The organism is Endozoicomonas sp. 2B-B (genome assembly GCF_053470045.1).
Window position 1 is genome coordinate 2,688,432 of sequence record NZ_JBLZMU010000001.1, and the last position, 13,183, is coordinate 2,701,614.

The window sequence follows — 13,183 nt, forward strand, 5'->3', positions numbered from 1 at the left end:
GAAGACAAAAAGAGGTTTTTCGCCGTGATTAGCTATGGCTTCTTCGATTGCTTTAACAAAATCAGGGTATTCTTCCCTTACTCTGTCATAGTATTTATCGCGTTCAGGATCAGGTGTCCTGTCAAAAAGCAGCTGCTCCGGCCCTTCCTGGGAAAGATAATTAAGAATTGCATGGTTAATGGGGTAAGCCGGACCGACCCAACCGCCGTCAAAGAAAAATTTTTCCGGAAAACTAATGTGCTTAAACAATTCCTTGTTAAAAGCAGGTAGAATATCAACATCCAAATAGACCCCCCCTCCTTGCTTATCTGTGGCTTGCTTATTTTTGGCAAGTACTTCCACTCTTACCAAATCTGATGCAGCGGCTAAAATCCACCTGAGTGCAACTTCTTTCTGGTACCACTCTTTCAGGCTGGCTTGATCGTCTGTCTGCCAGAGTTGATTGATGTCTGCCAGCCTGAATTTAGCGGGTTCAGAGCTGCCCTTAAGCTTGGTTATCTCGTCCTCCAGCGCCTTGATTTGCTTCAGGCTTTCACTTTCTATTTTCTCTAATTCACTTCGATCCATACTCAAATGGTTGACTAAAAACGTCTTTGCCATGTCGTCGAAGGATTTACCCTCTGCGATGCCTTTTTTTATAGTGCTATAGGCCAGATCTTGCAGCTCATTCAAGCGTTCCACAAATTCATCCCTGACATTTTCTTTTTTCAGGAATGATGCGGGTATTTTCTCAGCGGCAACCGTTTTATGCATTTCCCGGGCAAGTACGTGGGCTAAAAACGCGTTCGGATCATACCAGAGCGTCATGGACCAGGAGGGAAACTGTGAAACCCAGATCTTTAGATAGTCTCCAACACCTTTTTTGAGCGGACCAATCCAGACAGTGTGAAACTCTTTAGGTACCTCAACCAAAGTATCCAGCAGGTACTGCTTTATTGTGGCGCTCAGGTAGGGGACTGCTCCTTCACCCACAAACGTTTTGGGCAGGTTTTCCTGCATCTGATAAACAAGGCCGTATTTTTCAAGGGCGGTTCCATCCGTGCGAAGAGATTGGTCAAATTGTTCAATTTTTTTCTCCAGCGACGCTAAATCATACGAACCAAGCATACCCAGACGGGGCTTCAGGCTGCGCTGGAACATCGCCAGAGTCGGTATTGCATCATCGGGATTGACGGGCCCCAGTAACCCGCTGTTCTGTGACAAAACATACGACATTTGTCGTAATCCCACAGAGCTTTCAGCGAGCAGGTCTTGTTCAGGCAAACGCTCAACTTTGACGCTCCCGTCACTCTTGCGCACTGCTTTCAGTTTGTCAGATTTGTCGGACAGTGACCAGGTTACCAGACCGGTATCCGAAAGCAGGCCAACCCAAAGGCGACCCCAGATATCGACTCTCAAAAGACCGTCCCGGGCAGTTACTGACGAGGTTTTTGTGGTTGTCAGGGTTTCTTTCAGATAATCGCTGACATGCCCATCGTTATCGATGCCTGAGCCAATCAGGTTGATGCTTTTAACCGGCGTATCACCGGTCAATTCATTGATTTTTTTAGACAGATCTGACGCGCTTTGACCGCTCAGGGTAAATGTCCCATCGCTGGATTTGCCCAGACCTACCACATGAATCCGGCTATCACCGTCCAGAAATCTGCGAATGTCGGCATTATTAACCTTTGCACCGGTCTCACCATCTGACCAATGATCGCTGCCAATGACCAGCCAACGGATTGAGTTGTAACTTTCTCTGGTTTGTTCTCTGGTTTGTTGGCGGTTTTTATATTTTTCAAACAGGTAGCGACTGGCCTTGCTAATTGGGTTAGCATCGCCAGGCTCCATCTGGATAACCAGTTGTTGACTGTATTGGCTATGCTTTTGTGGAGCGGTGTACACATAGCGTCTGATATCGTCTTCTTGGACCAGGCCAGCGACCGCTTCGCTGGCAATGGTAAAGCGTGCTCCGTCAGAAAGTTTAAGAGCATCAATTAAAGCTTCGAAGCCTGTCGTCCAATTCATTAAAACTTTGCTTTCCCTCAGAGCCTGATTACCATTGAAGACTTGATAGCCTTTCGTAAACCTTTGTACACCTCCGAATCGATAATAAGGTAATCTCCCATCAACCTTGTGACTGGTTACGTACAATTCTTTTTGTTGGGCATCTGGCCAATTTTTCAAGCGGTACAACTGAAATCGATCAATCTCTTCGTATTGTAATAAGAGCGTGTTAAGAGCAAACTGAATGCTTGGATTTTCTGGTTTTGCCGCAAAAAATAAACCCGGATTTTTTTTTGATGGCAGGTAGGTCTGATAGGGTATGAATTGAATTTTCTCTAAAGGCTTAAACAGTTGCGAGGGATCAGCAGCCGCCAGACGCCGCTCAATGTCGCTCTTCAACTTGGGGTATTTTTCACCTAACCAGGCGATATCGTCTGAAATCTTCTGTGTAATGGCGGGATCCTGGTTATCAGGAAGGAATTCTTTGCCAAGCCGCTGGACGACCAGCTGGGTCTGTACTGCCCTTACCCTGCTCCAATCCGCATTGCTGACGTTTGAATCATCAAGCCCCTTGAAAAGATCCTCATTAAATGCAGGCGTAAGCGACGTGTCAGAATAAACGCCACCAACACTGGCAATAATCCTCAGTTTTACCAGTGCATTAGCCGCAGGCTCATGATTACGCAACCCCAGTTCTCTGTAATAGTAATTTTCGGCATCCTTACCGTCTTTCCCGTAACCATCGCTCCAGATATCATTAATATCTTTTAAGGTGAACTTCGCGTTGGGATAAGCAGACTGTATCTCCTGTGCAAATTCCCGTAAGGGTTTTTGCAGTTGTTCTTTTTTTTTGTCAACGTCCGTCTGGTACTTGAGTCGGCTGACCAGAAAATCCTTCACCGCCTGATCAAACTGCTGGCCCTGTTCTATTTTTGGTTTTATGGCTTGCCAGGCCTCATCTTGTAAATTCATCAGGTCTTTCAGTAAATTCGATTCAAAATCGGACGGATTACCGGGACTGGGTTGGCCGGTCAATTTACTGGTCACTGATTCTTTGAGCGCTTCCCTAAGTACACCGGCGAGCATTGCCTTGGGGTCATACCAGAGGTTTATTCTTAAAGCGGATTCTGAATTGGCCAAAATCCATGTCCGGATACGCTTCAGCTCCCTATCAGTTGGGTTAACGCTAACAAAATGCAGCTGCGAAGGGACTGTATCCAGGTTGGTTTCTAACCAGCTCCAGATGTCTGAAGCCAGTTGCGCAAATTTTACACCGGTTACCTGCGGGTAAGTTCCAATCAGGTTGACGAGTTTTTCGGAGACCTTTAATACCGAAACAAATGTCAATGGCTCATTCTTATGGCGATGGCTATCAAGCATCACAAAAGACGAGAGCAGGTCTTCAAAACGTGCGTTAAGGTCTGCGTTCATAACGCGGTGATACCCTAATAACGGCCCAAATTCCTTATTGAACGTCTTGGCGTCAGGAATCAGTTGGCCGATTGATTTCGGTGCTGAACCTTCAGCAGGATCCGTATCGGAACGGCGAACCCTGCGAGCTGCCGCCGGATCGGTGATTGTGGGATAGCGCCAATGGAAGGGCGGCTGCAGACCACCAATCGGAGTCATTGTGCTAACCGGTGTCATTGTGCCAATGGACGCCAGTTGCAGGCGATAGCTGCCGTTCCCGTCAGGTTCTGCCGTCAGTTCCACGTGACGCCCCAGAGAGCCGTGTCCGGTTACCGCCAGACGCATGGACTTTCTGTTGTCTGTCTCTGTCGTTTGATTAAACCTTACCTCAACGGGAAGGGTGTCTTTGACCATTACCTGACGGGGGTTCACTACCGGTAACGGCAGTTTGTCCTGTCCGGGATAGTGCCGTGGCAAATCAAGCTCAGCACGAATCCGGTTTTTGGCCGCATTGGCATCTTCTTCTGGTGCCAGCCCAAGGGCCAGCCGCAATGCCTCCCCCAGTTGGTAAAAGAACGAAAGATGGCCTGACAGCCAGCCGAAACCATAGGGCAGGTCTCCCTCGTCCGGATCAAAATGGATGACCGTGAATGTGCCGTCATTGGTTGTCTGGTTAACCGGTATGAACGTATCATTATTGGTTGTTTGGTTAACCTGTACGAGATCATTAACGGTATCATTTTTTGTACTATGCTTGATCGGCAGGTAGGTCAGCGGACCGGACTTACTGCCGGGTAATGCACCATTGCGACCGGGGATAATTAAACTGACATACTCTCCGGGGATCGTCCTGTTACGCTCATCGGGAGAGACTTTCATTAAACCTTGGTCGTGTATATCACCAAGGGTGTCAGGTCTTATCGGGATCGTTAGGTTACCCGCCAACATCCTTAACGCATCGGTATTGTTCAACCGGTGTCTGAACAGGTCGCTGGCATCCACCAGTTGCCACAGGTCACTGCCGAGGGTCTGGTTACTGGAACGGGTCAGGTAGTCAGGCGTCAGGTAAACTCCTACTCTCTCACCCAGAGCTTTGAGGGTAAGGAATCTGCCCCGAACGCTGCTGGTGCCGTTGTTTAAGAGCGACTCCGGCTCGGCCAGACCGTCGTATTCATCCTGTTGTGCTTCGTCATTTTTCTTCAGGCGCTGAAGATTTGCCAGAGCCGTATTGTTGGGATCTCGGGCGATCAGCCAGTCCAGACTGTCATCAAGCGCCCTGCGGAAAAACCATTGTTCACTGCGCAACGGTTGTTCGTCGTAAACGGTTTCGATGGCCTTGAGCAAATCCGCCATTTCCCCGCCTGTACGGTTACTCTCCGCTGACGCCTGCCAGTCTCCCATAACGCTGGCAAGTGCTGGCGCCAGCCCGTCACCTTGATAAAGTTCCCGGACGGCATCAACAAAGTCTTCCGCTGTGCCACCTCGTTTCCTGAGATCATGGCGTTGGCCTGACACCAGTCGCTGGTAGAGATCGCCGGACTCTTGTGGCCATTGCCGGGCCTGGTAGCGTTCATCAAGCCCATAATGCGGTTGCAGTGCTTTCAGCCTGTTGTCAGTGATTCCCCAGAGCTGTTCAATACCGGCCACAGCCACGGCATTGTCGGTCAGGGTTTTTCGCCATGCAGGTACCAACAGGGATGACAGTCCGTGTCCAAGAGCCTCGTCAGAGTGCCGGGAAAGATCAGCGGCCCCCAGACGAATCAGTGGCTGACTGTCGTTTGTGAAGGTTGCGTCACTGTCAATAAACAATCGGTCGGACTCTGCCTTGATAAGAGGGACCTTGTTATCCGGGCCACCCGGATCACTGGCAATCTGCAGTCCGTGAAGAAAAGTCAGCAATTGCCGGTTAAAACCACCGTATAGAAACAGTCCTGCCAATTTCTTGAGGTCAAAAACCAGCCGCTGGAGCGTTTGTGCCGGATCCTTGTAACCGAGTGAATGGTAGCTTTCCACATCAAGGGTGATGTCGGCCAGTCGCAGTGGCGGAGCGGCGTCGCCCTGGGGGTATACCCTGATGTCTATTTCTGTTCCGTTAACCCGGGTGCGGTAACCATCGCCAAAAGCAGGGCAGGCTATTGTCTCGTCGATGTGCAAAAGAGGCGCGACGGGTGTGAAAGCATAATAACTGTCAGGCACTGGTCTGGTAACATTGGCTGTTGGGACGATCTCCTCGCTTTTGAGCCAGGCAAGTGTTTGACCAAGATCGTTTTTAGAATGCCAGTGTCTGGCTTGCAGTTGGGCACTTAGAGGAGTTGGCGGCTTCTCAGGATTTTTTGGGGCATTGAACAGATCAGGAAGCAAAGACTCCAGCCAATAGAGTGAAACCGGTGATACTTTCTGATTCAACCATTTGGCAGCCAGGGTTTCAGAGATAAAGTCGAGCTGTGTTTGAGTGGCTATAGCGGAAACCACGTCATCAGTCTGGCTGATGGGAGACGGGATTAAACCACCACTATTTTCTGCGGAACCATGCTGGCGAGCCTGAAATTCTGACCAGAAGTTATTGGGGTCACAGGCTTCATAAACGACCATTGCCATATTTTTCAGCAACCTGGCAACGAGTTGGTCAGCTCCGAGCGATTGCCCGATTAACAATGTAACGCCATCGTCGTCATAAAAGATATTCTGACCCGGCAAATCAGAGTCAGACAGGATAATACTGATATTCCGATGTAAATAGTGGGGAAAAAAACCGGACTGCTCGATTAACCAGAAGGCTCTGTCAATGGCTGTCCTGACCGTACTGATGTGTGCTGGCGTGGCAAAGGCTGATCCGGGGCTGGCCTGATCCGTTGACAGTCTGATGCTAAAAATATCGGTATTAACAATGGCCGGGTAAAACCAGCCATCGCTGGTCTTGAACCACTGCCTTTTGGGAGTAGAATTGAGAGGATTTGTATCAGTTAGATTGGCGGGCATGCAGGAAGCTCTCCTGAGCTGTAATGAATTCTACCGAAGTACGACAGTGGGCAAGACCAATTTGAGTAATGCAACAGATGTCGTTTATCAGTAATATCACTGTGTTAATGATTTCTGAGTTTTTCAACCCTGACTCATCGTAGTCGAAGGTAGCGGAGTCGTCAGGTTTTGTATCATTCCCTGGCTTGCCGATGGTACAAACGACGTGCTCTCGCCACTGCGATTGCCCGATAGGGCACTGAGGTCCTGAACCAGTCGCTGGTAGTGCTGGTAAAGTTCCGTATCATTCACGCTTGCCATCACTGGTTGCTCACTTTCCGCTGTACCCGTTCCAACGTCGCCTTCCTCACCTCCGACCAGGCTGCACAGGTAATTAACCAGCCGTTGCCCCCTGGATCTCAGGCTTAAGCTGATGGCATCAGAGCCGTCAGCTGCGGCAAAATGAATCAGTTTGCTCCCGGCCCGTGTTCGCCTGCCCAGCGGCAGGCCCCGGCGAATCCAGGCGGCCAGGATAAAACTGCCGCCAGTGACCGGAGGTGGCATCAGGCGGGATAAACCGGCGGGGCAACGAGCCTGGTCACCGCTGTCAGTGGCATTACGCCGAGCCAGCGAATGCCAGCTTGCCGCCTGCAAATCTGCGAGGCTAACACCAGCCATTCGAACACGGTTAAACGAAGCAGGGGCGAAGAAGAGCTTTACCGCGCCATTTTCTTCTGCATTCTCCAGCTCCAGACTGACAAGGTTATTGCCAGAGCCGGGGTGGACACTGGCACCCCTGCTTTTAAGGTGGAAAATATCATTTCCCGAATCTCCATACAGCCCGGCCTCGGGCTTGGCAGTACCTGAGAAGAAAAACACGTCATCACCTGGCCCGCCATGCACTGGTGCTGTGATATTGCCAAGCTGGTAAGTGCCATCCAGTCGTTTATCAACCGTCAGCCTGGAGTGAGCAAATAAAAAGACACCCTTATATTTGACAAACAATCCAACTTGTCTACTTTTTCCCTGTGTCTGATTTCTAGTTCCGGCAGGACAGGTTATGGCCGGTGCGCGAAGTTCGCTGAGCGAGAGGTTCTTGACCCGGTTTCTCCACACTGGTTTCAAAAGCCTTATAAAATACCCTTCTCACGATTCCAGCGTTCCGGGCACTTGCAGAAGTTCGAGTTCCGCATTGGACGCCTTAAAAACCACTATCTGCTGGCCGTTGATGGTACGCAAACCTTTTTTCTCCGGAAAGCTGCACGGTGACGACTGCTGTGTAATGAACAAGGGCAAAGCCAGTGAGGCTTACTATCACCAACTGATGGGAGGCTGTATTGTTTTATCAATAACAGCAGTGTTTCTGAAGATATTAATATTGCTTCCGGATCCAATTGCAATCTGAGCCAATTCCGAGATTTTGCCCTGGAATGCGTTACCAATTATTTCGAGTTTGTTTGACAGGTTATTGATGTTGCGAAGATTAATGAATATTGCTTCCTCGGGAATCATACTGAGTTTTGTTGTGTGGATGGTTTCACCAATGACCTTGTTATTAGCGAAACGTAAGCCTGGGTCCGTGTGCAAATCATTGGTGGATGCATCCAGATTCGCAGAACAATGAATGTTAACTGCGGCCCAGACAGGGAGATAAAAAACGTTGTTCTCTATAGATAGTGCCCCATAATAGCAGCTTGTGTGGACAATAACGTGAGTTTGAGTACCTGGATTAACTCCGGTTGGCTGGAAAGTAATGTGTTTTATATGATTGTCTGCTGTTTCTCCAAAATTGAATTTGTCATCGTACTGAACGCCAACTCCGATCATGTATCTACTTGTAAAGTTATCATGAAGCTTGATAACAATTTCAAAACCGTCATCAGCAGCCCCGATGATGTCCTGACCGCTCTTCAAAACGATTGCATTGGCGATAAGATATTCAACAGTGGGCTTACCTGTCACGAGGGCAACGGTTGAAGAAGTTGTTTTGGAGGAAAGCAAGATAACAGTGTTATCAGGAATCTGTTTTATCAACTCACTTAAGTCATCTGCAGGGTCGGCACTGAGAACAACGCAATGTCGTTCCCTGACAAGATCACTGTCGTCGATTAGCCGTTTTTGAACCCCCGTCGTTTGACCTCTGAGAGAGCTGCATAATTTCCTTGGAGGGGAAGTTGCAGTAGTAGGAGCTGCAGTAGTAGGAGCTGCAGTAGCATTAGCAGGAGCTGCAGTAGCATTCTGTTGATAGGTACCGTTTATTGGATAGTCGGGATGTAGGCCAATCTTGCCCAGGGTTCCTGCATAATTAATTTCTATGGGTGTTGATGCTTTAGTGGGTGTTGACTCTTTAGCGGCTCTTGACGCTGAAGTGGCTGTTGACTCTTTAGTGTCTGTTGACACTGTAGCGGCATTTACCGGGCAAGCATTACTATTCGAAAAATCCAGCGCATCCAGAAATTCAGTTCTCGAAGAGCAATTGGCTGTTAACACACGTAGGTCGGCTTTTTGGCAAAGAAGCTGATCATTGGAGATAGATCCAGAATTCGTTATATTGCCATTGATAAAGCTGTTCACCGCCGTGGTGTTGCCAACCGTACCTGTAACGTACCCCCCCCCGATGCCGGCGTGTGCAAGCCTGCCCGAGGTTTCGACCGTGCTGTTCACCGCCGTGGTGTTGCCAACCGTTCCTTTTACCTGCCCCCCCCCGATGCCAGCGTAATTTTTATCACCATTGGTGAGAATATGAACATCTTTCGCCCAGATATTACTGACTGTGCCAGTATCATCAACAACACAGGCTGCTAACCCGGTCGTGTTCTGGGAAGTTATACTGGCACCAGTAAAGTGAAGGTTCCTGATGCTGCCTTTCAGAGTGTCAATAAAACAGTCAGACAGGCCGCTGATGGTACGGCACTGCCCATAGTACTCCCCGGTGAATGGGTGGGTATCATTGCCAATGGATTGATAGTCTTTAGTGACAACAATATCTGCTGTCTGTTGATAGGTACCGTTCAGTGGATATTCTCGACCAATCTTGCCCAGGTCTTTTGCATCATTAATTTCTATGTGGGCTGTTGACGCTTTAGCGGGTGTAGATTGAGTGGTCAGGGGCAGTAACAGAAATACAGGAGCGATGAACAGAGCCGAATTGTGCTGCAACTTGATCATTTTCAGGACTCCTTGGAAAAGTCGGTAGGAAGCCTGGACGCTGTGTTTATAGTTTTCCATTAATATGATTATGGTGTTGCAAGAAAACAGGCGGATCTTTTTGTCAATCCTCTCTTTAGTGCTGCTATTCAGGGTATTAGCCATGACTCCTGAGCCGTTCATATACAGGGCAAGGGCGCTGCAACAGCCTCTTTTAAACGAGGGGGTGAATCACTCAGGCTATAGATTCAACAATATGGCCAGAGAGGCTATGATCCCCAGAGCATTGGTCACTGGGGTTGTATCAATGAGAAGATTTTTTCATTGTTCGAACGTCATACCGAATGGATCAGCAAAGGTAAGGCTGGAACCCCTGTAGAGCCTGGCCTCAGAGTCTGCGTATTGCAGGATCAGTTCGGCTTTACCCTGCATCATCTGGTCATGGGAAAACAGATGAACGACCAAGTTACTGTATCTATTGAAGAAGGTGCCAAACAGAGATTTCCCCAGGTACCACAAGTCAGTTATGACCGGGGTTTCTTATCTACGCCGTCACCATGGATGCACGACGAATCGTGTCTAACTTCACACTCGCGTAGGCTGTCCCGGTAAAGTCTGCGCAGACGTTGGCTCTTGATCCAATGCTTTGCCAGCAACTATTTTGAAAAACCTTGGTACTACTTTTGATCAGCTACAATTTCCATGTTTTGCTCGCTACTTGGTTCTTCTCACATGAAAACTCCATCCTACTTTGCAGCAAGACAGCAAACAAGCTTGTTATTCATGCCTCCTGATTCATCTGTAGTTATGCCTGATATTTCCGTTATTGATAACCCTGAAGTTAATACTGATGCCGATCGCGCTGAGCAAGAGCAATTATTTACACATTTGCAAAATGAGGTTCGCCAAGGGAACGTTGAAGAAGTTGGCAACCTGTTAGATGCTTCTCCGGATTTAATTAATCAATTGGATTCCTTTGGAAATACGCTGTTGCATGTAGCTGCAACACAGGGGGACGCAAGTACCTTAGAAGCACTCTTGAATGCGGGGGCAGATATAGAGATACTTAACAATCAGCAACACTCACCACTGCACTTAGCAATCATTAACAATTATCCTGAAGCTGTAAAACTATTGATAGAAAGCCCAGCTCGTATTTCTGAACGATTGAGAATTCTCAATCAAGAAGACTCTCAAGGCAATACACCTCTTCACTTAGCAGTATTGGCAAGGAACACTAAAGTCGTGACTTTACTTCTTAGTAATGGTGCTAGCCAGGAACGATCCAACAATTATGGATTTACACCACTGTACCTTGCTGCTATTAATGGAACACAAGATGCAATAAAAGTGTTATTAGACTGGAAATCTGCGATTTCTCAAGATGAAGTGTCAGCACTTTTTCATATTGCCGCAAATTTCAATAGTGAGTCCCTTATGGAAGGTTTGCTAATTAGAGGTCTACATCATGGGTTTAAGTTCTATCAACCATGCATGCCTGATACAATGGACCAGTTTTGCGTTCAAACTGAGTCAGGTCTAACTGTCTTACATGAGGCGGTTCTTGCTAATTCATATTCTGTAGTAAGGCTTCTAATAAGAGTGGGTTTGATAAAAATTAATGCACAGGACGACCAAGGTAATACTTCGCTGCACTATGCAATCCAGAATAACGATATGGAAATGATTGAAATTCTTTTGTCAGCAGGAGCAGGTATTAATATAATGAACGGCCTTGGATACACGCCTTTGCATCTTGCAGTCCAACTGGAAAATCAGGTAATTGTAGATTATCTACTGAATGAAGATAAACATAAAGATGAAATTGCCAACCCCAATATTCGTGCGCAAGATGGCCGAACACCTTTAGATATTGCCTTTGAAAGAGGGCTATTGAAAATGGTAAGAGCTCTGGGCCCGATTACATGGCATAATACTTTACCTAAAGAAAATAAAATATTTCATACAATTATCCATCGGATGTTTGTTTTGCAGGGGATTGACCACGCAGAACTTCTTCAAACACTTTATGAGCATGATCCCTACCTGTCTTTCGATAAAAATATGCAAGATTTTTCCGGTAATACGCCTTTGCATGTTGCTTTAGAAATGGGTCTTGACCAAGCTTCTGTATTATTCATTCGTTTATACAAGCCAGCTTTAAATATCCAGAATAATGAAGGACAGACACCTCTACATGTTGCTTTACGTTATGGAAATCAAAAAGCTATAGAATTTTTAATAGAAAAAGGTGCAGATTTACAATTAACGGATAACAATAATGAGTCGGTTTTAGACTTGGCAACGTCCATTGGTAATGAAGAAGCTTCTTCATTGATTCGAAATAAAATTGAGAGTTCGAAAACCAACGGAACGAAAAGTGACTCTGAGCGGCAACCCCCTGTGGTTACTGAGCTGCAAAATTGAGGTATACTTCATCCTCAACTTTAGAGTTTTCAAAGGACAATAGTTCTACTTAATTCATCCAGAATCTGCTAAAAGCAACCGTCTCAAGTCCAGTAAAAAGCGAGACGGTTGCCATGCTCAAGGTTGTGCGTCAGGAAACCGAATATAAAACCGGACTTGGATGAAGAGTCTGGCGGATCGGACTATCCCTTTCCTGGGTTAAGCGACAGTGGTTTTTTTACCTCGTTCCCACGCTGGGACCCGCAGGGCCTAAAAGCATGGGAGCGAGTCAAAATGGAGCAGCGCCAGAAAGGTTAGAGTTCAACTCCATTAAGGGGATACCAGCCTTTTTCCATTAGCTTTTCATAAGACCATGGGCAGGTATCAGGGAAGCTGCTGTTGTCCAGTTTTGGGTATTTAGTGGGGATATGGCGATTCATTTCCCCGATAGCACCCTCTTTGGCATCTGGGTAAGCACCATTCAAAGCACCCTCAACCCGTCTTTCTAAACAAGCGTTCCTCCGCATTAACTTATTAATCTCACGCCTTGCATTATCAATAGAGTTCAGCCACCCATTGATAACCCTTTCCGTGGCAACCGAATCTCTTAATACTGTTGTTTGATAATCACACTTGAGTAAATGGAGAATAAGATTGGTTAGAAAACGTTCAAGATTATCGACTTTTGATTCTATGCCCAACTCCAAATCCTCTAACAGATTTTCTAAATCCAACTGGTCAAAGTGGTGATTTCGCAGCAAGGCTACCTGATTGGATAACCACTGGTGATAATCAGTTTCGTATAAATTACTCATAATGTTCACTCCATTAAACGGATACCATTCTTCAGCCATCAACCGCTCCCTCCCAGTCGCGCTCCAGGCGCTTGGTGGATACCCCCCATCCCTGGGGATAAGTCGGCCAGCAGGTCTGAGTTTCACTTTTGTTCGAGGTTTGAGGATAGCAGTTGGTGAGGGGGGTGCAAAGTTGTTGGCGGGGGTTTCACCTGGTGAGTAGACCGGCGGAACTTCCCCGCCAGCCCCTCTCAGAACAGTACGTGAACCTCTCGATTCATACCGCTCCCATCAGGCAGGCTTCCTCATTAGCCAAAATTTACTCGGGGGATACCTGTCTTCCAGCAGGTATTACTTGCTAAACCTTGATATCATGCTCGACTTTAGAGTTCTCAAAGGACAATAGTTCTAATTAATTCATCCAGAATCTGCTAAAAAGCGACAGTGGTTTTTAATTTTTATTAATTAACCTCCGTCGT

At 47.3% G+C, this 13,183-nt stretch carries 5 protein-coding genes and 1 pseudogene (1 of these 6 running past the window's edge); 2 read left to right on the forward strand and 4 right to left on the reverse strand.

Annotation, left to right across the window (positions count from 1 at the left end; genetic code table 11):
- From ACOMHB_RS10820 to ACOMHB_RS10830, 3 genes are all read right to left on the reverse strand, one after another.
- A protein-coding gene (locus ACOMHB_RS10820; protein WP_448216627.1) for a TcdA/TcdB catalytic glycosyltransferase domain-containing protein crosses the window boundary here: on the reverse strand, positions 1-6,378 show its beginning. It extends 21,132 nt beyond the left edge of the window; 6,378 of the gene's 27,510 nt are visible here — the first part of the coding sequence; the start codon lies at positions 6,376-6,378; its stop codon lies beyond the left edge, outside the window.
- 123 nt (positions 6,379-6,501) lie between these two features.
- Positions 6,502-7,362, reverse strand: coding sequence for a hypothetical protein (locus ACOMHB_RS10825; protein ID WP_448216628.1), 861 nt, complete (start codon positions 7,360-7,362; stop codon positions 6,502-6,504).
- Positions 7,363-7,671: 309 nt separating this feature from the next.
- On the reverse strand, positions 7,672-9,525 hold the full coding sequence (locus tag ACOMHB_RS10830) for a hypothetical protein (RefSeq protein WP_448216629.1): 1,854 nt from the start codon (positions 9,523-9,525) through the stop codon (positions 7,672-7,674).
- Positions 9,526-9,813: 288 nt separating this feature from the next.
- Here ACOMHB_RS10830 and ACOMHB_RS10835 point away from each other — a divergent pair.
- Positions 9,814-10,050 (forward strand): annotated as a pseudogene (locus ACOMHB_RS10835) (ISNCY family transposase); the annotation flags it as partial.
- Between the two features lie 186 nt (positions 10,051-10,236).
- A complete protein-coding gene (locus ACOMHB_RS10840) occupies positions 10,237-11,931 on the forward strand; it encodes an ankyrin repeat domain-containing protein (protein WP_448216630.1) in 1,695 nt (564 codons plus the stop codon).
- 293 nt (positions 11,932-12,224) lie between these two features.
- On the opposite strand, the gene ACOMHB_RS10845 is transcribed toward ACOMHB_RS10840, so the two are convergent.
- Positions 12,225-12,764 carry a DUF29 domain-containing protein gene (locus ACOMHB_RS10845; protein ID WP_448216631.1) on the reverse strand — a complete coding sequence of 180 codons (540 nt, stop codon included), beginning with the start codon at positions 12,762-12,764 and terminating at the stop codon, positions 12,225-12,227.
- Positions 12,765-13,183: the final 419 nt, after the last annotated feature.

Coding starts and splice junctions, on each gene's coding strand:
- ACOMHB_RS10830 (WP_448216629.1), bottom strand. CDS start 9,525: ATGATCAAGTTGCAGCACAATTCGGCTCTGTTCATCGCTCCTGTATTT.
- ACOMHB_RS10840 (WP_448216630.1), top strand. CDS start 10,237: ATGAAAACTCCATCCTACTTTGCAGCAAGACAGCAAACAAGCTTGTTA.
- ACOMHB_RS10845 (WP_448216631.1), bottom strand. CDS start 12,764: ATGGCTGAAGAATGGTATCCGTTTAATGGAGTGAACATTATGAGTAAT.